General features: G+C 39.8%; 21 protein-coding genes. 8 read left to right on the forward strand and 13 right to left on the reverse strand.

The window, feature by feature from the left end:
- Positions 1–2 precede the first annotated feature (2 nt).
- Both lsrK and QUF78_RS25565 read left to right on the forward strand, forming a co-directional pair.
- Entirely contained in the window at positions 3–1,568 is a 1,566-nt protein-coding gene (gene lsrK / locus QUF78_RS25560; protein ID WP_289326890.1) for an autoinducer-2 kinase, read from the forward strand.
- Positions 1,569–1,828: 260 nt separating this feature from the next.
- The gene (locus tag QUF78_RS25565; protein WP_289326891.1) at positions 1,829–2,182 is read left to right on the forward strand and encodes a cupin domain-containing protein; all 354 of its coding nucleotides are present in this window, start codon (positions 1,829–1,831) and stop codon (positions 2,180–2,182) included.
- A gap of 399 nt (positions 2,183–2,581) precedes the next feature.
- On the opposite strand, the gene QUF78_RS25570 is transcribed toward QUF78_RS25565, so the two are convergent.
- A complete protein-coding gene (locus QUF78_RS25570; protein WP_289326892.1) occupies positions 2,582–2,905 on the reverse strand; it encodes a DUF948 domain-containing protein in 324 nt (107 codons plus the stop codon).
- A gap of 119 nt (positions 2,906–3,024) precedes the next feature.
- Between QUF78_RS25570 and QUF78_RS25575 the strand changes: the two genes are divergently transcribed.
- Positions 3,025–3,204, forward strand: a complete 180-nt coding sequence (locus QUF78_RS25575; protein WP_289326893.1) for a hypothetical protein — start codon at positions 3,025–3,027, stop codon at positions 3,202–3,204.
- 552 nt (positions 3,205–3,756) lie between these two features.
- Positions 3,757–4,377 (forward strand): RraA family protein, encoded by a 621-nt coding sequence (locus QUF78_RS25580; protein WP_289326894.1) that lies wholly within the window; start codon positions 3,757–3,759, stop codon positions 4,375–4,377.
- A 65-nt stretch (positions 4,378–4,442) separates the two neighbouring features.
- Here the strand turns inward: QUF78_RS25580 and ltaS are convergent, their stop codons facing one another.
- The 5 genes from ltaS to QUF78_RS25605 form a co-directional block, all read right to left on the reverse strand.
- Positions 4,443–6,416, reverse strand: a complete 1,974-nt coding sequence (gene ltaS / locus QUF78_RS25585; protein ID WP_289326895.1) for a lipoteichoic acid synthase — start codon at positions 6,414–6,416, stop codon at positions 4,443–4,445.
- A 1,154-nt stretch (positions 6,417–7,570) separates the two neighbouring features.
- Positions 7,571–8,515, reverse strand: coding sequence for a siderophore ABC transporter substrate-binding protein (locus QUF78_RS25590; protein ID WP_289327405.1), 945 nt, complete (start codon positions 8,513–8,515; stop codon positions 7,571–7,573).
- Positions 8,516–8,728: 213 nt separating this feature from the next.
- A complete protein-coding gene (locus QUF78_RS25595) occupies positions 8,729–9,487 on the reverse strand; it encodes an iron ABC transporter ATP-binding protein (protein ID WP_289326896.1) in 759 nt (252 codons plus the stop codon).
- Complete coding sequence (locus tag QUF78_RS25600; RefSeq protein WP_289326897.1) at positions 9,481–10,428, reverse strand: iron chelate uptake ABC transporter family permease subunit; 948 nt, start codon at positions 10,426–10,428, stop codon at positions 9,481–9,483. Before QUF78_RS25600 ends, QUF78_RS25595 begins: the two co-directional genes overlap by 7 nt.
- The gene (locus QUF78_RS25605; RefSeq protein ID WP_289314460.1) at positions 10,421–11,371 is read right to left on the reverse strand and encodes an ABC transporter permease; all 951 of its coding nucleotides are present in this window, start codon (positions 11,369–11,371) and stop codon (positions 10,421–10,423) included. Before QUF78_RS25605 ends, QUF78_RS25600 begins: the two co-directional genes overlap by 8 nt.
- Positions 11,372–11,620: 249 nt before the next feature.
- Between QUF78_RS25605 and QUF78_RS25610 the strand changes: the two genes are divergently transcribed.
- The 3 genes from QUF78_RS25610 (at position 11,621) to shc (ending at position 16,100) form a co-directional block, all read left to right on the forward strand.
- Positions 11,621–11,983 (forward strand): DUF1450 domain-containing protein, encoded by a 363-nt coding sequence (locus QUF78_RS25610; protein ID WP_289314459.1) that lies wholly within the window; start codon positions 11,621–11,623, stop codon positions 11,981–11,983.
- A 396-nt stretch (positions 11,984–12,379) separates the two neighbouring features.
- Positions 12,380–14,035: a M14 family metallopeptidase gene (locus QUF78_RS25615; RefSeq protein ID WP_289326898.1), complete on the forward strand. Its 1,656-nt coding sequence runs from the start codon at positions 12,380–12,382 to the stop codon at positions 14,033–14,035.
- A 169-nt stretch (positions 14,036–14,204) separates the two neighbouring features.
- Positions 14,205–16,100: a squalene--hopene cyclase gene (gene shc / locus QUF78_RS25620; protein ID WP_289326899.1), complete on the forward strand. Its 1,896-nt coding sequence runs from the start codon at positions 14,205–14,207 to the stop codon at positions 16,098–16,100.
- A gap of 255 nt (positions 16,101–16,355) precedes the next feature.
- Here shc and QUF78_RS25625 read toward each other — a convergent pair whose 3' ends face one another.
- The 4 genes from QUF78_RS25625 to QUF78_RS25640 all read right to left on the reverse strand — a co-directional run bounded on the left by QUF78_RS25625 (position 16,356) and on the right by QUF78_RS25640 (position 19,702).
- Entirely contained in the window at positions 16,356–16,838 is a 483-nt protein-coding gene (locus QUF78_RS25625; RefSeq protein ID WP_370016762.1) for a tetratricopeptide repeat protein, read from the reverse strand.
- Positions 16,839–17,040: 202 nt separating this feature from the next.
- Positions 17,041–17,589: a PepSY domain-containing protein gene (locus QUF78_RS25630; RefSeq protein ID WP_289326901.1), complete on the reverse strand. Its 549-nt coding sequence runs from the start codon at positions 17,587–17,589 to the stop codon at positions 17,041–17,043.
- 65 nt (positions 17,590–17,654) lie between these two features.
- Positions 17,655–19,010: a sensor histidine kinase gene (locus QUF78_RS25635; protein ID WP_289326902.1), complete on the reverse strand. Its 1,356-nt coding sequence runs from the start codon at positions 19,008–19,010 to the stop codon at positions 17,655–17,657.
- The gene (locus QUF78_RS25640) at positions 19,007–19,702 is read right to left on the reverse strand and encodes a response regulator transcription factor (protein ID WP_289326903.1); all 696 of its coding nucleotides are present in this window, start codon (positions 19,700–19,702) and stop codon (positions 19,007–19,009) included. The genes QUF78_RS25635 and QUF78_RS25640 overlap by 4 nt, the downstream gene beginning before the upstream one ends.
- 311 nt (positions 19,703–20,013) lie before the next feature.
- Between QUF78_RS25640 and QUF78_RS25645 the strand changes: the two genes are divergently transcribed.
- Positions 20,014–20,142, forward strand: a complete 129-nt coding sequence (locus QUF78_RS25645) for a hypothetical protein (protein WP_289326904.1) — start codon at positions 20,014–20,016, stop codon at positions 20,140–20,142.
- A gap of 6 nt (positions 20,143–20,148) precedes the next feature.
- Here QUF78_RS25645 and msrA read toward each other — a convergent pair whose 3' ends face one another.
- From msrA to QUF78_RS25660, 3 genes are all read right to left on the reverse strand, one after another.
- A complete protein-coding gene (gene msrA / locus QUF78_RS25650; protein WP_289326905.1) occupies positions 20,149–20,670 on the reverse strand; it encodes a peptide-methionine (S)-S-oxide reductase MsrA in 522 nt (173 codons plus the stop codon).
- A 119-nt stretch (positions 20,671–20,789) separates the two neighbouring features.
- Complete coding sequence (locus tag QUF78_RS25655; protein WP_289314451.1) at positions 20,790–21,398, reverse strand: response regulator transcription factor; 609 nt, start codon at positions 21,396–21,398, stop codon at positions 20,790–20,792.
- Positions 21,399–21,412: 14 nt separating this feature from the next.
- On the reverse strand, positions 21,413–22,534 hold the full coding sequence (locus QUF78_RS25660) for a sensor histidine kinase (RefSeq protein ID WP_289326906.1): 1,122 nt from the start codon (positions 22,532–22,534) through the stop codon (positions 21,413–21,415).
- Positions 22,535–22,596: the final 62 nt, after the last annotated feature.

Here is a 22,596-nt window from a genome sequence, read left to right on the forward strand (position 1 = left end):
TTATGGAAAAATACCTAATGGCTATAGATGCTGGAACCGGCAGTGTTAGAGTAATCTTATTTAATACATTAGGCCAGGAATTGTGTGTCACTCAATCTGAATGGACGCATAAAGAGGATAAGAGATATCCAGGATCAATGGATTTTGATATTAATCAAAATATCAAAATCATTACTGAACAAATAAAGGAAACCATTACAAAAAGCAAAGTAGCTCCAAAAGATATTATCTCTATATCAACCACAAGTATGAGAGAAGCGATTGTCTTATATGACGAAGAAGGAAAAGAATTATGGGCTTGTGCAAACGTAGATTCGCGGTCAAATGATGAAGTTTATAATCTTTATAGCATAAGCGATTCAATAGAATCTGATCTTTATAAGGTATCAGGTCAAACATTTTCCTTAGGAGCTATTCCAAGGATCCTTTGGATAAAAAATAATCTGCCAGAGACTTATAAAAAAATGAAGTATGTCACCATGCTCAATGACTGGATTACCTATCGTTTATCAGATGTCATTTCAGTAGAACCTTCAAACGGCTGTACAACCGGGCTATTTGATATTAAAGAAAGAGTTTGGGACTCTGAATTAGCTAACAAAGTAAATCTTAGGGAGGACATTTTTCCAATTGTTCATGAAAGTGGAACAGTTATTGGCAATGTCACCAAAAAAATGGCAACGCTTACAGGTTTAAGTCCAGAAACTTTAGTTGTAGCGGGTGGTGGAGATGCCCAGTTAGGATGCATTGGTGTTGGAGTTGTCAACGAAGGAGATGCAGCCGTTTTTGGGGGGAGTTTTTGGCAATACGAATATACCACGAATAATGTTGAAACCGATGACGAATGTAGAGTAAGAATTAATTGCCATGCTGTACCCAATACTTGGCAGTATGAAGCAATTGCATTCTTCCCCGGTTTAGTAATGAGATGGTTTAGAGATGGTTTCTGTGAGCTTGAAAGGTATCTTCAAAATGAAACAGGAGAAAGTATTTATTCACAAATGGAAAAACGAGCACGTAACATACCAGCTGGCAGCTACGGTATGCTATGTACATTTTCCAATATAATGAACTATAAGTCTTGGAAACATGCAGCCCCAAGCTTTATCAATTACAAACTGGACTCAGAGAAATTTAATAAGGCAAGCTTTTACAGATCTATTATGGAAAATGCCGCCTTTGTAACAAAAGGAAATATTGAATTGGTTAATGAAATAACAAATACATCACCTGAGTCCATTATTTTTGCTGGTGGTGCATCAAAAAGCGATTTATGGTGTCAAATTGTTTCCGATGTACTTAACAAACCATTAAGAGTCCCCGTAGTTAGAGAATCAACTGCTCTTGGTGCTGCTATTTGTGCCGGAGTAGGTGCAAAAGTTTATAACGATTTCGATGATGCGATTTCAAAAGTAATTAAATTCGAAAAAACGTATTATCCAAATCACGAGAATAACGTAGTATATGAAGATTTATATAAAAAGTGGAAAGATATTTACAAAAAACTACTAGAATTAGCAGACAACGATTTAACAGAACATATGTGGATAGCACCTGGATTAAAATAAAGGCTGTTTCGCATACTTTGTTGCTTTTAAATGATATTTACACGATGATCAAGGGTTGATTTCCGTTTTAAGGTACTCGCTTTCCGCGGGCGGTCTCAGGAGCCTCCTCAGTGCTTTGCACTTGCGGGGTTCTCCCTCAACACGCTTCTTCCGCAGGAGTCTCGCATATCCGTTACAATCAACATCAGCTCGAATTTGTTACTTGCAAAAACAACAAACTCTACGAAAAGAGCCAAAATAAATGATATGGAGTGATTACAATGTCAATTGTTAACGAGAATGAAAGAGAATATAGATTTGGAGATAGCGGTCCAAAATATCTTTTAAAAGGACCAAGAATGAATTTTGGAATTGTTGTTTTAAAGCCTGGACAAGATTTCCCTGCCCATTATCATAATATCATGGAAGAAAACTTCTTTATCCTCGAAGGAGAATTAGAAATACATATTGATAATGAAGTTTCCACATGTAAAAAGGGAGATTTTATCCATGTTGAACCAAAAAAAGTTCATTATTTAATAAATAAAGGGAATACAGACTTTAAAGCTGCCTTTATGCTTTCTCCTTACCAAGAAAAAGATAAAGTAGAAGTAGATTATAAACCAACTGTTTAACTTTTTGAAGTGGTCAAATGTGCGGGGAAAATGATCTTTCGAAGTCCATCATCACTACTTATGTATAAATGAATAAGGTTATAAAGAATAACTGACACTTAAGTGATTGCTCGTTTCCGTTATGAAAGAGGTAATAATTTTCGTAAAACCCTTTTCATTTTTTTATTCGTTGGCCATTGCACTTCAAATAATCATTCAATCACGATTTGAACCAAAGCCCTTTTTCCCTCCAATTACAGAAAAAGCCCGAAAGGTCATGTATCATAACCTCCCGGTCTTTTTTCCCTCCGTTTACGCAGAATCCTCCGCTTTCTCTTGGACCCTACCGGTAAAATTCAACCGAGGAAACCTAGAAACTTATTATTTCAAGACTATATCATATACTCCAAATCGAAACGCTTATGCTCTGTTTCTAAGCTTCCACTTGTCACCTTTTATTGAAAACCAAATATTTTTGAAGGGCTCCGGTGTTTGTTTAGCAGCATCAACCGTATATTGTACGGCCTCTTTTTTATATTGAACATCATCAGTGATTCCTTGCTGTGTCATGGCGAGTTGGTCCGTCTCAGATTTAATCTGCTCCGTTTTTGCCTGAATGCGTGTAACAGTTTTATTCACATTTTCAATTGTCGGTTTGGAATCCTTAAATGTTTTGAAAGCGAAAAAGGCTAAATAGATAATCGATCCGATAAAGAGGGCAAGACTAATATATACAATAACCACCTATGATTCCTCCTTTTATTTTACCTTTACTATACCCATAATACTTGAGCAAAAAACGAATCCCCATGTATTTTCTTTTATGCCTGGTCATATTATTGAAAGAAAAAGGAGGAATGAAAATGAATCACATGCCTCTACTTAAAGCCTGTTTTAAAGCTGGTGTACACTTCATTAGAAATATGACCATACAGCAGGCTGCCACAATCGCAGGAATCATTTTTTTAATCATTCATCCAGAAGTTTTAAGCCCCATTTGGCTTACATTGGCTACGTCCGTCTTGATTTTGCTCCTGCTTTGAAGATTGTTGAAAACCTCTTTAGCGACCTCCCGCATACTGGTTCCACTAAGGACCGCTTCAATACCCCTGCATTCGAAACAAGAAAACGAGGGGACATACTGACATTTCCCTCTTGGTGACAATAGGCGAATGAAGTAAACATTAAAAAGTACATACGGGACAAGAAGGCAAAACGCAAAAATATGAAAATACGATATTTCGATATGACCTCCTTATTCAAAACCTTCACCACGATTGAAACCCATAGGCACATTTTTAATATCGGAAGTATAATCCCCTTTAATAAAACAGGTTAAGTGACCACGTCCATCCATGGATATTACACTTGCTGCCGAAGGGGATTTCCTTATACATTCCTGTCTATAAAGTTTAATCAAACGATTGATTAAACATGGATTTGTCTTGAACTCCTTCTATAAGCAGAACTTCCCTCCCCCTTCATTTAATGATTACACCAGATTTACCATTTTATCAAACGCGAAACTATTAGAAAATTACAAAATTTGTGTATAATTAGGCTATATTCATTAACACTCAAGGAGGAATCATATCATGGATACTCTCATTCAACAGTTCATGAATTTGCCTACAACGGCCATTTCAGATGCAATGGAAGGATTGAACAATCTGGAATCAGCGATTAAACCCTTAAAAGAAGAATATCATTTTGCCGGACGTGCTTTAACCGTACAGATGCCCGTCGGTGATAATTCAGCGGTTTTAAAAGCAATCGGTGAAGCAAGTCCTGGGGATATAATAGTCGTTGACAGCAAAGGCGATACATACCGGGCTATTGCAGGAGACTTTGTTGTCGGCATGATGCAGACAATGGAAATTGGCGCCCTCGTAGTTGATGGTGTCATTCGTGATCTTAAAGCGGTTAAAGATCTGAATTTCCCTGTATTCAGTAAAGGGACGACGGTTGCCTCAAGCGGCAAGGCTGGTGTAGGACAAACCAATATCCCCATTTCCTGTGGAGGTGTCACCGTATTTCCAGAGGACATTATCATAGGGGACATAGATGGAGTCGTGGTCGTGCCACAAGCCATGGGTGAAGAAATCCTGAACAAAGCAAAAGATAAAATCTTAAAGGATGAACGGCGTGCAGAAAAATATGCAGGCAAGCCTGATGAAATAAGAAAGTATATCGCCATGATGACCAACAAAGCATAATATTCCTTTTGCATATAAAAAACAGGCAGGAAGCAATGGCTTCCTGCCTGTTCTTTTCATTAAGCTTATTTATCTTTATCGGTCCCGTCTTCCTTTGAGCCTTCTTCTTCATATGTGTAATCATAATTAGCAGGGTCAATCGGTTTAAAGCCATTTGGAGTATAGAAACGGAGTAAGTCACCGTTCACGACTTGGTCGGATAAATTGAGCATCGTTTCAACTCTCGTCTTGTAATTGAGGATGTCATCATTTTCCTCGACCATTTCCCCTGTATCCGTATCGTAGTATTTCCCTTTAATGGAAGTGACATCCGGTGTTACAAAATCACCATTCCTGAAAGGTACCACTTCATTATGATCTTTTGATAATAAATCCGAACCGAATTGTACATAATCTTTAGATTCAATTCCTAACAGATGCAATAAAGTCGGGAGAAGGTCAATTTGTCCTCCGTATTGGTGCATTTCCCCGCCTTCGACACCTGGAACATGAATCAATAATGGTACACGTTGCAATTGGGCATTCTCAAATGCGTCAACATCCTTGCCAAGCACTTTTGACATGGCTTCTTTATGGTTTTCGGAAATACCATAGTGATCACCATACATAACGATTACCGAGTTATCATAAAGACCGGATTCCTTCAGATAATCGAAAAACTCTTTAAGCGCCTCATCGGCATAGCGTGCAGTTTGGAAGTAACTATCAACGGAAGCATCGCCTGTCGTATGCTTACCGATTGTTGCTTTTTCCTGGTCCATGGCATATGGGAAATGATGAGATACCGTTATGAATTTTGTATAGAAAGGCTGTTTAAGCGTTTCTAACATAGGAATCGATTCTTTAAAGAAAGGCTTATCCATTAATCCATAACTTAGAACTTCCTCTTTATTTTCCATATTATAATGGTTTGCATCGAAGAACTGATTAAAACCAAGAGACTTATACATATTATCCCGGTTCCAGAAAGATTTGTAGTTACCATGGAACACAGCAGATGTGTATCCTTGTTGTCCTAAAATCGCTGGTGCTGCTTGATAGGTATTTTGGGATCGGTTTGTGAATGCTGCACCCTGTGGTAAACCGAACAGGGAATTTTCGAGCATGAATTCAGCATCCGCCGTTTTACCTTGGCCTACTTGATGGAAGAAATTATCAAAGTGCATGAAATCTGACTTATCTGCTGCAAGTGAGTTTAAAAATGGAGTAACTTCTTCTCCATTCAACTCATAATCGATCAGGAAATTCTGCATGGATTCCAAATGCAAGTATATGACATTCTTACCTTTAGCTGCCCCAAAATACTTAGGGTTCGGTTCAGCGCTTGTTGCCTTCGTATAGTTGACCACTTCTGCGATATCCGTGCTATTTGCAGTCGCACGCTGAGCATATGTTTTTGTATTCTGAACGGCATCATATACCGTATAGTTGAACATGCCCAAATATTTGACGATATAGTTCCGGTCAAATGTTCTTGATAATAATTGCGGGCGATCCTTTTCAGCAAGTCCTAAATTGATAGCGAAAATTGCAAGACCCGCTAGGTAAACCATTCCAACTGTACGGCGTTTGACTTTGAAGTCTTCCACTTTAAAGTCTTTGAATCTGTACAATACGATCAAAAGAACCGTATCAAGGAAATAAAATACATCATGGGTTTTAAATAATTCTAAAATACTCGGTCCTAAATCCCCGGCATTTTGCACTTGCGTCAAGGTTGGTAATGTAATGAAATCGGTAAATGAACGGTAGTATACAATATTGAAGAATAACCATAAGGACATCAATAGGTTCAACCTGATGATCCATTTGAACGATTTTTTGCCTCTAGCCAATAGTGCAAGGCCAAAGAATAAAATGGCTGAACTAATCGGGTTTATGAACAGTAAGAACTGTTGCAGGCCATTTTCAAGACCTAAGTTAAATTCAATTCGATATCCAATATAAGTTTTTATCCAAAACAAGACTACCGCAATAAAGAAAAAGCCTAGTATGTTATCTGCAAATAAATGCTGGCTTTTTTTAAGAAATTTATTCATGCTTTCACCTCTATTAATCTAGTGGTTTATTTATATAAATTTTTACATACTTACAAAAGACGGAAAATCGGAAACCTTATGATAGCATTCTTTCACTCGGATAGTCAAGATTGTGAAAACCACCTTTTGTCACATCCATAATCCTTATATCCAGAACACTTCCTTAGCTTATGAACAAGCCTTTTAAAAAATTACAGAGTTTTGCCCTTCTCGAATGTTCAGAACACCTATAACAAATATATAGGAACTCCATGTCTTAATCCAATAAATATCACCGTAACTTTTTGGGGTGACTGCGGATGACAGTCACTATATAAATTTCACGTCCTTCAGGCTTTTACCATTATAAACGACTCTTAATAAAAACACCAGCACATTACAAAATATGTAAAGATATAAATCTTCAAACATTTATAACTATTGATATTTCCAGGATATCTTTCCCGATAATTCGACAGTTGAAAATTGATTGACGATTACCTTGATGTATGGCTCCACCGCACTTTTCGTATCCCTTTCAGAACCAAAGCCAGCATAAGTTTCACCCGTCTATCTCCTGCGTCATACCATTCCAAAATTCCATAAAATAACAAATGGTTTTGAAGCCTGTTTAATAAACGCATTTCGCGTAAATCGACATCATTCCCTTCTTGACTTCGTTTGATCAACTTTTATTAAATTATTTTTCTTGATAGTAAATGACGCCAAATTCCCTGAAGTATTGTATGATGAATTCGATCATTTCCTGGTTTAAATGAATGTTAATTATTAGATTGTTTTTTCACCCCATGAAAGGTCCAATTTACCAAAATTAACTTAAATTACAATTTAAAAACCACACCGGAACCTGAAAGTGCATCAAGTATCCAGGCAAATGACATTATAATAGGAAGAAACTTAATTTTCTCATTGTTATTTGATTGACTGAAAAGTTATTTTCTTTCTATAACTGCCCATATAAATCCCTGACAGCTGAAACTGGCGTGTAAGGGCCCTTATCCTATTTATTCACCTTATTTGGTTGTGAGGAGCTTATAAGCAGTTGTTACGAGATTTCCCTGGTTCCCCTCTTGTTAGTATATATTTTTCAGTCAGCTTTATTATTAGAAAATAAAAAAATCCTGCCCCCAATCGAGGGCAGGATTTCCTTTATACTACTTAAGGCCTTTTGAAACTTCTTTAACCATTGCATCAACAGATTCTAAACCGCCGCCTGATAAGTACCAGTAGTTAGGGTCAAGATAAATGATGTTGCCTTCTTTAAAAGCCTTTGTATTTTTCACAATGTCATTTTCAACAGTTTCTTTTGCTCTAGCTCCATCACCGGCAACCGCATCTCTGTCTACAACGAATAGGTAGTCAGGATTCTTTTCAGCAATGTATTCGAAAGAAATACTTTGACCATGTGTCGATACTTCCAATTTATCATCTACAGCAGGTACTCCGAATACATCATGGATAATTCCAAATCTTGAATCCGGTCCGTAAGCACTTACTTTTCCACCGCTAGCAAGAACGATTAAACCAGTTTTATCCGTTGGAGCTTTTTCTTTCAAAGCATTGATGTTTTCTTCAACACTTGCCAATTCCTTAGCAGCTTTGTCTTTTTTATCGAAGATTTTACCCAAAAGTGTTACGTTTTCTTTAAATGATTCCATATACTTTGCAGTATCTACACCTACAAAAACAGTAGGGGCAATTTTGCTTAATTCTTTATATGCTTCAGATTGACGGCCAGAAATAAGGATCAAGTCAGGAGCCATCTCATTGATTTTTTCGAAGTCAGGTTCTTTTAATCCGCCAGCATTTTCAGTTGTACCTTCATATTTAGAAAGGTATTTTGGAAGGCCATCATGAGGAACAGCTGCTACTTCCACACCTAATTTATCAAGTGTATCAAGAGCACCCATATCGAATACAACAACTTTTTCAGGGTTTGTTTTCACTTTCGTTTCGCCTAGCTGGTGCTTAACCGTAAATTCTTCGCTTTTTGCACTTTCTTTTTCCGCACTGGATTCTTCTTTTTCCTTATCTGCTCCACAAGCTGCAGCCACTACAGCCAGCATTGCAACTAATAGCAGTAAAGATAATTTCTTTATCATTATGGTCACCTCGAAAAGTATTTTTTTATTTAAAATTACATATTGAATCCTCACCTTCACAGAATTCACCTGATCACTTTTCCCTGCCATATAAACAGGAGGCGGCTAAAGTCTTGGGCGCCCGCCAACTTTTAACAGCCTAATGAGCGTACGAAGTGATTCTGGATCGGCTACGAATACTGAAGTAATTTAAAACCAAATGGCATTGACTTAAGTGAAGTACACACAGATCTTATTGTCATTGATATTTTGGATTTCAATATCCATATCATAGATTTCCTTTAATACATTGGAATTGATGACTTGTTCGGTAGGTCCATTATGAACGACCTTGCCATCCTTCAATGCGACAATATAGTCGGAATAACAGGAAGCGAAATTAATGTCATGAATGACGATGATGACCGTTTTACCTAATTCATCGGCCAATCTCCTCAATACCTTCATGATTTGGACGGAATGCTTCATATCAAGATTGTTCAGGGGCTCATCAAGAAGGACATACTCCGTGTTCTGAGCGATAACCATGGCAATGAATGCCCGCTGCTGTTGCCCGCCGCTAAGCTGGTCAAGAAATTTATCCTGCATTTCGCCAAGTTCCATATATTCAATCGCCTCATCGACATATTCCCAATCCTCTTTAGTCAGTTTACCTTGTGAATAAGGAAAGCGGCCAAAGGCGACGAGTTCACGAATCGTTAAACGGATATTGATGTGGTTGGCCTGCTTTAAGATGGCAATCTTTTTCGCTAGTTCATTGCTATTGAATTTCCCCATATCCTTACCCTCGATCAGGACTTCTCCCGAATCCCGGGTAATGAGCCGGCTGATCATCGAAAGGACTGTACTTTTCCCCGCACCATTAGGACCGATGAAGGATGTGATTTTCCCTTTCGTTATTTCAATGGAAACATCCTCGACAACCGTTTTACTATTATATTTTTTGAATAAATTTTTCACTTCTACCATGATTTATTCTCCTTTAATAGAAGATAGATGAAATAGACCCCGCCAACAAAGTTGATAATGACACTCAAAGTGGTTGAGAACGTAAAGATCCTCTCTACAATGAATTGGCCGCCGACCAAGGCAATTACACTGATCAGCATTGCACCAGGGATGATATGTTTATGCTGATAGGACTTAATGAATTGATAAGCCACATTTGCAACAAGTAATCCAAGGAACGTGATTGGACCAATCAGGGCAGTTGAAATGGAGATTAAAATCGTGACGACGATTAAAACCCGCTTTGTGACAAAATCATAATCCACACCCAGGTTAATGGCTTGGTCCCTCCCTAGGGACATGACATCCAAATACTTCAAAAATCTCATGAAATATATGATTGCCGCTATCATGAGGATAATCGCCAATGTTAACAGGTCGGTGTTTACATTATTGAAGCTGGCAAACATTTTATTTTGAATGATTTGAAATTCATTCGGGTCAATCAATACCTGCATGAATGAAGACATGCTGCCGAATAAGGTCCCGAAGATGATCCCAATCAGCAATAGGAAGTAAATATTTCGGTTTTTCTTGAACATGAACTTGAACAGCAGGCTGGAAAAAATAAGCATGGCCGTAAGGGTAACCAGGAAATTGAGATTTTTATTCATAATCATGATATGCGTTGAACCGAAGAGGAAAATCACTCCCGTTTGAATCAGCATATACATGGAGTCCAACCCCAAAATGCTTGGTGTCAGGATTTTATTATTCGTAACCGTCTGGAAAATAACTGTTGAAAAGGCTATCGCACAACCTACCACGATGATGGCGATGATTTTTATAACCCTTCTCGGCAGTGCATAATCCCAATTCGGGCCAAGGTCCCAAAATATGTAACCTGCCGTTAAAGCTGCCGCTAGAACAGCTAATATTATGATCCTACTTTTATTATTCATATGCCTTTCTCCTCATAATCAGATAGATGAATACGGCGCTTCCTATCACACCAACCACGAGTCCGATCGGGATTTCAAATGGATATATGATGATCCTGCCCAGAATATCGCAGATCAATAGGAATACTGCCCCTAGCAATGCTGTATGAGAAAGACTCTTTTTCAAATTATCACCAAGGTAAAGGGATACAATATTTGGTACGATCAATCCTATGAAAGGAATCGTTCCCACCGTTAACAGGACGACAGTGGAGGATAATGCCACGATGATCAACCCAAAATTGACTATAAGTTTATAATTGAGTCCTAGATTGATAGCAAACTCCTCACCCATCCCTGCCACAGTGAATTTATTGGCAAAGAAGTATGCGAGAATGACTAGAGGGATACTTACATATATAAGTTCGTACCTTCCCGACATGATCATCGAGAAATCCCCATTCATCCATGTGTTAAGGCTTTGAATCAAATCATATTTATAAGCAAAGAAAGTCGAGATGGATCCGACGATATTACCAAACATCAAACCGACCAGTGGAATGAATATCGTATCCTTATATTTCACTTGATCAAGAATTTTCATGAACAAGAACGTACCTGCCAAAGCGAATATGAAAGCGAATGCCATTTTCTCTATAAGTGCTGCCGAAGGGAAAATGATGATGGCAAGAAGAAGTCCAAGCCTTGCAGAATCCATGGTACCGGCAGTCGTCGGGGATACAAATTTGTTTCGGCTCAATTGCTGCATGATCAGACCGCTTATACTCATCACAACACCGGCAATGACTATGGCCATCATTCTGGGGAAACGGCTTTGCAGCATGATTTGCACTTTATCATCACTTAGATCCAATAAATCCAGGGGGGTAATATCTTTTACACCAATGAATAATGACGTAAATGATAATACAATTAACGCCATGACTAAATATCTTATCTTCATCTACATTTCCTACTCTTCCTATCTCATTAAATACAGCGATAATATTTTTAATTAAAAATATATGAATAAAGACTATTGTATATCTCCTATTGAAATGGGATTCATGGAGATACAATAGTTACAAGCTTCTTCCATTCGTGATAATGAGATTCATTATCATTATCAGTCTTTCTTATTCTACCATTTCTTTGACATGTGTCAATATATACAAGGGAATTACTTTGATAAACTTCGGATAGTCATATTGTAATGAATTTGGATGAACCAATCATGCATTTCGCTCCAGGAAATGATAAAATCAAAATAACAAATATTTACTCTTCTAATGAAAGTAGCGATATGATGAAAAACTTGCTATCCAAAGTGTTCTCAAAAAAAGCGAAAATCCAGATTGAATTTTGCCAAAATAATCTTGACCGCTTCCTTAATGAACAAACAGTTGCTGATTATGGTAAGTTCTTAGCGAATCCAAGGGTTCAATATAAGGAATATGAATGTTTAAGTGAATGTAAACTTTGTCAGAAAACCCCCTATGCGAAAGTGAACGGCCAGATCATGAGTGGCAAGGATTCACAGGAACTTTTAAATCAGTTGAATGATGAATTGAAATGATACGGGCCAGGCAAATTTGTTTGATCCGTATCATTTCAACTATCCACCTGTAATTATACAGAATACAGGTGATGAACATCTATTAAAAGGAATCACAAACTTCATCATTTTTTGCTCCAACTTCCCTTTAATAAATAAGCCCGGATAAGGTTTCTTGAAATTGGATACATAAGCGTTCTACTATATATCCCCGCTCTTTTTTGCAGAGAGGGGTTTTTTTAGCGATTTCAACACTACAATCATGTTAATTCTTAGTGTGAATTACTGGGCAGAAGCCATGTGATTTTTTCAATAATCTAGTAGATCCTTCCTGTTTTTCACTATTTCCTACCATTATACTGTAAAAATAGCTTAATATATGATAATTTATGGAAAAAGATAGATAGGAGGACGTCCGTGAAAAAAATCATTCCTGCCATCGTATCAGTCGTCACACTAGGTCTTGTCACTGGATTCCCTGGCCAGAGCCACATCGCCGGGGCAGAAGAATTCACCCCTTATTACGGAAATGGTCCAAGCTATATTCAACCTGATAACCTCTCCCACCTTTTCCCTGAACCTAATGTTTCTTTCAACACACCAGCCTTTAAAAATGACAAGATCGCCTTTACGAGCCAAGAAGAAATGATTGGTCATATCAAGTCCCTCTCCCATAGAAACAAGAACATCCAAGTCAAGACGATAGGTAAATCCACAGAAGGACGCGACATCCCGATGCTTCTTTTCAGCAAGGATTCAAAAAAACTGAATAAGGATTCCCATAAACCATTGATTTGGATTCAAGGTCAGATCCATGGCAATGAACCAGCTTCAGGTGAATCAGCATTAGTCCTTGCACAATGGCTGGCTGAGGGCAAGCTTGGTGATGTCCTCGATAAAGTGAATGTTGCCATCGTTCCACGCGTGAATCCTGATGGTTCTTATTATTTCAAACGATATACCTCCAATGACATGGATGCGAATAGGGACTATTTAAAAGTGGAGTATCCTGAAGTCCAGACGATTCATCAGACAATCGATGAGTATGAACCTGAGGTCATTCTTGATGTACATGAATATACAGTGAATCCCGCCCCCCTTAAAAAGGTGGGAACAAATGGATCAATCGCTTCCTATGATTTACTTATCTCCTCGGCCAAGAATTTAAATATTCCCGAACAGCTTCGAAAAGCTTCCGATGAACTGCTTTTACCTAACGTTTTTAAAACATTGGAAAAAGAAAAGCTTTCCTATCACGATTACTATACACTGGCTACATCTGATGATGGAGTCCTTACCGCCACAGAAGGAAGCACAGAAGCCCGGATCGGCCGAAACGCCCTCGGTTTAAAAAATACAATGACCTATTTAATTGAAACAAGGGGAATCAATATCGGCCGTACAGATTTTAAACGACGTGTTTTTGCACAAGCTACAGCACAGGCAGCATTCATCCAAACGGCAGCCGAACAGGCCAGTAAAGTTAAAAAGGCCGTTAAACAGGCAGAAACTGAAGTCGTGCAAAAAGGGCGAAAAGCAAATGATAACGATAAAATTGTCATCACCAGCGAAAATAAATTGGTTAAGAATCAAAAATTGACAGTAGTCGATTTAGCGAAAGCTAAAATGGTCAATGCCTCCATCGATTGGCTGGATTCTACTGACGCCTACCCTACCCTGGTTAGAAATCGTCCGACAGCTTATATCCTTCCACCAGAATATAAAGACATCGCCAAGAAACTTCAGGTATTGGGAGTAGAAGTGAAAAAATTAAAAAAACCTATGAAAGTAGCTGTCGAAAGCTATCGGGTCAAAGATTTAAAAGTTTCAGATGAACTGGAAAGCGGACATTCCACAAGGGAAGTCACGACAACTGTAACTAGCAAAAAACAGGATTTCCCCAAAGGAAGCTATGTATTCGACATGGCCCAGCCTGATGCCAACTTCATCTCCCTTGCCCTCGAACCTGAAGGCATGGATAGCTATGTGACATTCAATTTCATTCCTGCAGACAAAGGGAAAGAACTCCCGATTTACCGTTATATGCAACCAACACGCTTACCCACTAAATAATGCATTTTATCTAAATGACGCTTTGGCAGCTTTCATCGCCAAAGCGTTTTTAGTTTCCATCCTCCTTTATTCATGCTGGGACGAGGCACCTGAAATGATTTCTTGAATGCAGCCACAAGTTTTGAATATACATATAAACGGAAAATGTGTTTTTAAAGGAGGAACGTCATTGAACCAACATGTACAATTGGAAATCAATCGCCTTGTTCATCGCTTGAAACAAGACCAATCCGCTGATGGTTCGTGGAATTATCCCTTTGACACTGGGATAACGGCAGATGCCTATATGATTATATTATTGAAAATTTTAGATATGGAAGATGCTCCTCTTATAGAGGCTTTAGTAAATAGAATCGAAAGCAAGCAAACGGAAAACGGGTCATGGAAACTATTCCACGACGAGAAGGACGGCAATGTTACGGTTACGATCGAGGCTTACTATGGTCTTCTTTTTAGTGGACTCCGAAATAAGCACGATCCCCAAATGAGGAAAGCCAAACAATTCATTCTTTCCAAGGGTGGAATCAAACAGGCCAAAATGTTAACGAAAATGATGCTTACAGTCACAGGACAATATCAATGGCCACGCCTATTCCCCATTCCTCTCGAAGTCGTCTTACTGCCTCCGACCTTTTTCGTCAGCATATATGATCTTTCGGTATATGGGCGGGTCAACATGATTCCATTGCTTTTACTTGGCCATAAAAGATTTCAGATCAAGACCCCGGAAACTCCCAGTCTAAAAGATTTATATCACACAAGGGAGGATCGTTCCGAAGAACATGTGTGGGAGGAGTATCGTACCGAAGAATATCGTTCCTTCTTCTCCAAACTTCAAACAGGTGTCAAAACGTTAATTGGGTATCCGGATTATTTGCATTCCTTAGCCTTGGATTCAACGAAAAGGTTTATGCTAGACAGGCTGGAACCGGACGGGACACTGTACAATTATTTCGGTTCTACCTTTTTTATGATCTTTGCGCTCCTTTCAATTGGTTATTCGAAAAAGGATCCGGTGATTCAAAAGGCCGTTGCCGGTCTGAAGGGGATGGCTTGCTCCGTTGAAGGCCACACACATATCCAGTTCACAACGCCCCATGTTTGGAATACCTCCTTAATAAGTTACGCCCTTCAAGAAGCGGGCATATCTTCCAAAGACCTAACTGTCAAGGCCGCTAATCAGTACTTACTGTCCCGCCAGCATTATATGTATGGAGATTGGCTGATCCATAATCCTAACGCGATTCCAGGCGGCTGGGGGTTCTCGGATTTGAATACCATGAATCCTGATGTGGATGATACGACTGCCTCACTGCGGGCGCTGGCTAAGCAACTTCAAGCAAAACCCGATAATCGGGACAGCTGGCAGCGCGGTGTCTCCTTCACGATATCCATGCAAAATGATGATGGTGGATTTCCTGCATTCGAACGGAATAACGACCATAAATGGCTGCACCTTCTTCCTATAGAGGGTTCCAAATATCTCCTGACCGACCCTTCTACCGCGGATTTAACAGGGAGAACGCTGGAATTCCTAGGGAACTATACAAATATGAAGAAGCAGGAAGAAGTCAGTAAAAGAGCGGTGGATTGGCTATTGGAGGACCAGAAACGTGATGGATCCTGGTATGGGCGCTGGGGCATCTGCTATCTATATGGCACATGGTCTGCACTGACTGGCATGAAGGCCGCAGGACAATCCACTGAACACCCATCCATCCAAAAAGCCCTAACCTGGTTGAAGAAAATTCAAAATAAAGATGGTGGCTGGGGTGAATCTTGTTACAGTGATATCAAGCAGCGGTATATCCCCCTTGGAGAAAGTACCTTGACACATACAGCTTGGGCTGTGGATGCGTTGATATCGGCAACCGAAAAGCCGACAGCCGAAATTGAAAAGGGCATTGCCTTCCTCATCCGCGCAGGTCAACAAGAAAACTGGACAAATGATTATCCTGCAGGCCAGGGAATGGCAGATTTTTTGTATATCCATTATCATAGCTATCGCTATCTTTATCCCCTTTTGGCCTTAAGTCATTACAATAAAAAATTCCTGAATGCTTAATCGCCATTTTAGTGTTTTTTTATCATATAAAGGTGAATATGTGGATTACCTGTGGAAAAGAGGTGAATAACAACGAAAAGTTATCCACAATCCAAGGTTATCCACATTCTTTTATCCGATAAAATGACTAAAAGCAAGTCATCGATAAAAATTGTCCTTATTTTTATAGAATCTTGTTGATTAATTCATTTCGGATATGTAAAAATGACTTTTTTATGCACCCTTTGTGGATAGTTTGGGGATGAATGATCACTATTACGTAAATACTGTATCCAGTTTATCACTATAGAATTCTATGGCCTTCGCATAAGATTGTATTTCTCGATCGTTGGAGGTTTCAGCAATTATTTTCAATAAGGACTCCATTGCAAGATCATGTTGGCCCAAATTATAAAATGCCATGGCCCTGAATACCAATAAAGCCTTATCCTCCGGAAACTTAGCCAGTCCGGATTCAAATGTCCGTCTTGATTTTTCATATTCCCCAATGGTACGGTAAGTGCTCCCCAGCCCCAGATATGCCCCTTTTGCGTCCTCCTCCGGCAAACCTAATTTGAGGGCAGCTTCATAATGGGACACCGCCTTTACCTCTAGTCCAAGAATATCCAAACTCCAGGCACACTGATACTGTATGACTGCATCCCCGGGATTTTGCTTTGCCAGATCCATCAATAATTGATTGGATTTTTCAAATTCTTTCTTGCCTCTTAATGACAGTGCCATTTCTAAACTATCCATTGCCATTCCTCCATTGAAAAAGATTCCTAATTCCCCCTATTCGCGATTCCTCTTTTTAATTCCTTTTTAATGGGCGGAATTTCAAATAGTTTATGCATGATTATTAAGGATGAGGAAGCTTCACTCCCTAACTGTCTTGGCAATAAAAAAAAGGATCTGCCACTTGGCAAATCCTTTCATACCTTTCAGTTCAAGATATTGATTAATCATCCAACTGGTTTTTCAATACTTTTCCCGTGGTGGCATCTACCACTACATCATATTCCTTTTGTCCTTGGCTTATCTCCAACTCGTACACTAGGATGCCATTCTCCGAATCCAGCTCTGCATCAGTCACTTGACCATCCACCTCTTTCAAGGCAATCTTTTCAGCTTGATCCATGCTGATTTTTGCAGTTTCCACCGCTTGTTGTGTGCTCATATCCTCATCGTCATCGTTTTCCATCTCCTGAGAAAGAATCTCTCCTTTTTCAGCATCTACGTCTACGTCTTGATAACCTTCTTTCGTTTTAACGGTCATCTCATAGGTCATCGGCTGGTCCCAATCCTTTTCAAATTGAGTAACTTCCCCGCCTAGTTTTTCTGAAATCATTTTTACAGCCTCGTCCTCGGATAGTGCACCCTTATTGACCGCATATACCGCCGTTCCAGCAGCACCGCCAAAAAGCAATACTGAGGCTACGGAAACCGTCATGATTACCTTTTTCCTTTGGATGATACCTTCTTTTATCGTACTCCACTGCTTTTTCATGAATGAATTCCTCCTTTAATTTGTTACCTTAAGAATAACCATCCTTCATGAAAGGAACATGAACGCTAGATTAGAATTTGATGAGAAAGAGTGATAGTAACCAAAGTCCCCTCTCCCACTTCGCTTTGGATTTCCAATTTACCGCCTAATGACTCAACAAGAGTCCGGGCGATGGAAAGCCCGAGTCCATTGCCTCCCGTTTTCCGTGCCCTCGATGAATCCACGCGGTAAAAACGTTCAAATACATGCGGGAGATGTTCTGATGATATCCCTGCGCCTTGATCTTTCACACCAATGAAAATTTCATTAGCCTCCCGTGTTATGATGATCTGTATACCCGATTCACTGTATTTCATGGCATTGTCCAATAGGATGACAAGCACCTGTTCAAGCTTGCTGGAAAAGGTCGTTGCATATATTTCCTTAAACTCGGATTGTATCTTTATTTCTCGATTCCCTGTCCTTCTAAATGTTTGGGCAATCTGTTCACAAAACGAAATAAGTTCGATCTTTCCTTCCATATCCACTGAGGGTTCCGTTTGGGAAGCCGACTGGAGCAGATGTTCCGTCAGCTGTTTCATCCGGATGGCTTCATGATGGATTGCCTCCACCGCCTCTTCCTGAATCGCCTCGTCCTTCATTCCCCAGCGTTTCAATAGAGAAGAGTAGCTTTCAATGACCGTAATCGGTGTTTTCAATTCATGTGAAGCATCTGAAAGGAATTGCTGCTGTTGGTTATAATTCCGCTCCAGCCTATCTATCATCCTGTTGAATGACACCCCCATAACCTGAAGCTCGTCCTTTGATTGGTCTGATAGTGGTATCCGTTTGAATTCTCCACTTGTCTCAATATCCTTCATTGTTCCGCTCATGATCGATATGGGTTTGAGTATTAGATTGGCTAGCCACTTACCGGCAAGAATGGATAAAAGAATGACAAAAAGGGACGCCCCGCCTAAAACGAGGGCAAGAGTCGATAAATTATCAAGGAGGGTATCCTGCGGCTGTGTGACCTCGATCATCCCTAACTTCTTCCCTTCTTCGGGATAAGGGTAACGGTAGGTCAATACATAATCCCCGTCAGCTTTGGTGAAATCGAATCCTTTCTCGGTAATGGCTTTAACCGCCATCCCCTGAAGGTCCTCTTCATCAGTAAACGATTTTACCAATCTCCCATCAGTGCCAAATATCCGCACCATTCCATCGTCTGGGGTATACGGCTCCATTAAATCGGAATCACCTGAAATCAAATCTTTCGACAGGATATTTTCTGCAATTAATGAAGCTTGATCTTCAAGCAGGTCCCGTTCCCTTTCAACCGATATCCAAAGAAAGGCGAGTAAAACGATGATACTCAACAATATAAGCATGACGCTTAAAAAAAGGCTGGAATACGATTGGATTTTCGTCCGAATCTTCATACAGGCTCCTTCAAGCTGTAACCTACCCCGCGGTAAGTATGTATGAGCTGCAAATCAAAGGGGTAATCTATTTTTTTACGTAAATAACGGATATACACATCAACCACATTCGTATCCCCTGCAAAGTCATATCCCCAAACATGTGTCAGGATTTGATCCCTTGAAAGCACTTGATTCTTATTTTGCAAAAGATAAACCAGCAAATCGAACTCGCGGGAAGTCAGCTCAATCATTTTGCCTTGCCTGTGAATGTCCCTTGTACCAAGGTTCAATTGAAGATCATGGACCTTTAGTTCATCCGCTTCCCCTTCTGATTGGCTTTCCCCTACACTCGTACGAAAACAAGCACGGATCCGTGCCAGCAGCTCTTCGATTTCAAACGGTTTCGTTACATAATCATTCGCACCATGGTCCAGCCCATTCACCTTGTCTGGCACAGCATCCCTTGCAGTTAGAAGGATGACTGGGGTTGAACCATTCTTTTTCCGGTAACGCCTAAGTACTTCTATGCCATTCAACTCGGGCAGCATCACATCCAATAAGATTAAATCCCACTCTTCGGCTTCTGCCCTTTCCAGACCTGTCTTTCCGGTAAAAGCCGATTCGGTTAGATAACCCTCATGATTAAGTTCCAGCTGGAGGACCCTCGCGATTTTTTCTTCATCTTCTATTATTAAAATCCTTTTATTCATGTTTACCACCACCTACCCCTTAGTGTACTGAAGAAAAATGAAAATATCATGAGAAATTGAGCCGTCCGCAAAAAAACCCCATGAAAAAACGACTTTATTTAAAATATCCGGACTAAGGGAATCAAGGCCTATAAAAGACCAAAAAGAAGCGGATGTGAAAAGTAAAGTCCGATAGGTTCGTCATAATCGTAAGAATTTCCGTATAGCTAAATAATAAATGCCTATATATCAATGGTTAACCATAATAAAAAGACTATGGAATATTTCCATAGTCAATGTTTTGCTTTATATGGGATGAACCTCTCACTAGTTTGAAGAAATTTGCGACACTCCTGCCGAATAACTGGCTAGCCGATACCCCACAGACGCTTGCTTTGATGTGGCTTGGCAGAAAAACGGCGGAAAGGAAGCGGATTTCTGAAAACAACTGGATCGTTTAATAATGATTATTCAGCAATCCAATGTTGATCAATGAATTCATCGCGTCCTGATTTCGCACGGTCCGCTTTATAATCTTCTTTGTTTTTTTTATGGTAGCCTTGATGGTATTCTTCGGCAGGATAAAAAGTTTGGGCCGGAAGGATTTCCGTTACGATGGGTTTCTGGAACTTCCCGCTGGCTGCTACCTTTTCTTTTGCCTCAAGAGCCAGTTTCTCTTGAACTTCATCATGATAGAAGATGGCTGTTCGATACTGGCTTCCCCTGTCATGGAATTGACCACCATCGTCGGTTGGATCGATTTGCTGCCAATATAGTTCCAGCAGTCTTTCATAAGGAAATAACAGAGGGTCGAAAGTGATTTCAACGACTTCATAATGTCCCGTAGTGCCCGTCTTCACTTCCTCGTAAGTCGGGTTTTCGACCTGTCCTCCTGTATAACCGGATACGATTCCCCCAATCCCTGGTTGTTCTTCAAATGGTGTCACCATGCACCAAAAACAGCCTCCAGCAAATGTAGCTTTTTGCATAATGGTCATCTCCTTCCTATATGTAATAAAAATTAATATACCATATCCTGATCCCAACACTGTGTTTTTTTGATTTGCGAAGTCGATACACCATTCGCGCCAAACGGGATCACCTTGGATTAATCTTTCGACCAGCCCTTTTCCTTGAATCTTACAATAGCTTCAACGCGATTGCTTACCTCCAATTTATCAAGAATGACCGAAATATAATTACGAACCGTTCCATTGGTCAGATAAAGCTGGCTGGCGATTTCCTTTGTTGTCTTGCCATCTGCAATCAATTCAAGCACTTGGCTCTCTCGTTCAGTCAAAGGGTTTTCTTCTTCAAAAGCCATATCCACCAGCTCAGGAGCATAAATTCGCCGACCATCCATGATGACACGAATCGAGTTTGCGAGTTCCTCACTTGGACTATCCTTCAGCAGATATCCACCTACCTCGGCCTTTCTAGCTCTTTCAAAATACCCAGGGCGTGCAAAAGTGGTTAAAATGATGACTTTGCATTGGTGGCCCTGATCCTTGATCTCTTCCGCTACATCGAGCCCGGTTTTGACTGGCATTTCAATATCCGTAATGCAGATATCCGGCTTTAAACGATTGACAAGATTCATTGCTTCTTCCCCATTGCTCGCTTTTCCGACAACTTCCATATCCTCTTCCAAATCAAGGATAGAACCTAGCGCACCAAGCAGCATCCGCTGATCTTCAGCGATTACGATTCGAATCAATGTTAATCCCCCACCTATCCATTATTTTTTATAGCATTCGGAACCCTTATATAAAGTGTAGTTCCCTCAGTTGATTTAATATCCAGGCTGCCATTAACGAATTCAAGCCTTTCTTTCATACCTTGAAGTCCATTGCCTTTATAAAACTCTGATTTATGTGAAAGCCCCACTCCATTATCCTGGACTTTGATCGTCACTCCAGTCTGTAATTCCTCGATGACAATATTACAGGAGTCGGCCCGGCTATGTTTGACGATATTGGTCACAGCTTCTTTCAAGCACATGCTTAAAACCGTTTCAACAAGCAATGGGGTATCTTGCAATTCCGCAGTGCCTTCCAAATTGAAATCTATCTCTGCCGCTTTCAATATTTGCTTGACCCGGATGATTTCATCACTTAATTTGGCCCCACGCATTTCCGACACCATTTCCCGCACTTCCTTGAGTGCCGTCCTCGCCGTTTGACGGATATCCTTGATTTCCTTCTTAGCCGAATCCGGATTTAAATCAATCAATTTCCCTGCAAGGTCACTTTTCAAGCCAATCAAAGAAAGTTTTTGTCCAAGTGTATCATGTAAGTCACGGGCAATCCGCTGACGTTCTTCCATTTTGCCAAGCTCGGATATTCTTTTATTAGCATCTTCCAATTGTTCTTCAAGCCTATCCCGTTTATTCCGATTATATGTGTTGAATGGGAGAAGGATCACGCCCACTACACAAATGAGCATAAAGGGAAATTGCGAAAAGAAGGTAGGATCCTTCATGATGAATCCAATATTGACAGACACGATGGTAGCTAATAGCTGAATCGAATACAATACGAAAAATCCGACCTTATTTTGAACATTCCCAATAAAGAATGCTAAGAAAAGCGAAAAGTAAATGTAGCTGAAAAATATGGTCATGGATATGGATATGACTATTTGTATCGCCGTCCATACGTATACGGGCCATCCCTTCGAAACGAATGAGAGACCATATGATATGAAAAACAAAATGATCATGACGATTCCAAAGACAATCTCCAACATCGAAGAAGATTTGAAAATGAAATAAAAAGGTAAGATACAAAAAATGATCCAGACATAAGGGCTCAGCCCTGTGTTCTTGGGAAAGATATGATACCAACTTTGCATGGCGCCGCCTCTATTTCTTTTTACCCTAGTATATACTAAGGAGTTTCATCAAAAAACCACCC

The sequence above is a fragment of the Peribacillus sp. ACCC06369 genome, from assembly GCF_030348945.1.
In the GTDB taxonomy this organism is placed as follows: Bacteria; Bacillota; Bacilli; order Bacillales; family DSM-1321; genus Peribacillus.

Excerpts from the sequence above, each read along its gene's own strand:
- lsrK (WP_289326890.1), top strand. The coding sequence starts at position 3 with ATGGAAAAATACCTAATGGCTATAGATGCTGGAACCGGCAGTGTTAGA.
- QUF78_RS25565 (WP_289326891.1), top strand. The coding sequence starts at position 1,829 with ATGTCAATTGTTAACGAGAATGAAAGAGAATATAGATTTGGAGATAGC.
- QUF78_RS25575 (WP_289326893.1), top strand. The coding sequence starts at position 3,025 with ATGAATCACATGCCTCTACTTAAAGCCTGTTTTAAAGCTGGTGTACAC.
- QUF78_RS25580 (WP_289326894.1), top strand. The coding sequence starts at position 3,757 with ATGGATACTCTCATTCAACAGTTCATGAATTTGCCTACAACGGCCATT.
- ltaS (WP_289326895.1), bottom strand. The coding sequence starts at position 6,416 with ATGAATAAATTTCTTAAAAAAAGCCAGCATTTATTTGCAGATAACATA.
- QUF78_RS25595 (WP_289326896.1), bottom strand. The coding sequence starts at position 9,487 with ATGGTAGAAGTGAAAAATTTATTCAAAAAATATAATAGTAAAACGGTT.
- QUF78_RS25600 (WP_289326897.1), bottom strand. The coding sequence starts at position 10,428 with ATGAATAATAAAAGTAGGATCATAATATTAGCTGTTCTAGCGGCAGCT.
- QUF78_RS25605 (WP_289314460.1), bottom strand. The coding sequence starts at position 11,371 with ATGAAGATAAGATATTTAGTCATGGCGTTAATTGTATTATCATTTACG.
- QUF78_RS25610 (WP_289314459.1), top strand. The coding sequence starts at position 11,621 with ATGAATTTGGATGAACCAATCATGCATTTCGCTCCAGGAAATGATAAA.
- QUF78_RS25625 (WP_370016762.1), bottom strand. The coding sequence starts at position 16,838 with ATGGATAGTTTAGAAATGGCACTGTCATTAAGAGGCAAGAAAGAATTT.
- QUF78_RS25630 (WP_289326901.1), bottom strand. The coding sequence starts at position 17,589 with ATGAAAAAGCAGTGGAGTACGATAAAAGAAGGTATCATCCAAAGGAAA.
- QUF78_RS25635 (WP_289326902.1), bottom strand. The coding sequence starts at position 19,010 with ATGAAGATTCGGACGAAAATCCAATCGTATTCCAGCCTTTTTTTAAGC.
- QUF78_RS25640 (WP_289326903.1), bottom strand. The coding sequence starts at position 19,702 with ATGAATAAAAGGATTTTAATAATAGAAGATGAAGAAAAAATCGCGAGG.
- msrA (WP_289326905.1), bottom strand. The coding sequence starts at position 20,670 with ATGCAAAAAGCTACATTTGCTGGAGGCTGTTTTTGGTGCATGGTGACA.
- QUF78_RS25660 (WP_289326906.1), bottom strand. The coding sequence starts at position 22,534 with ATGCAAAGTTGGTATCATATCTTTCCCAAGAACACAGGGCTGAGCCCT.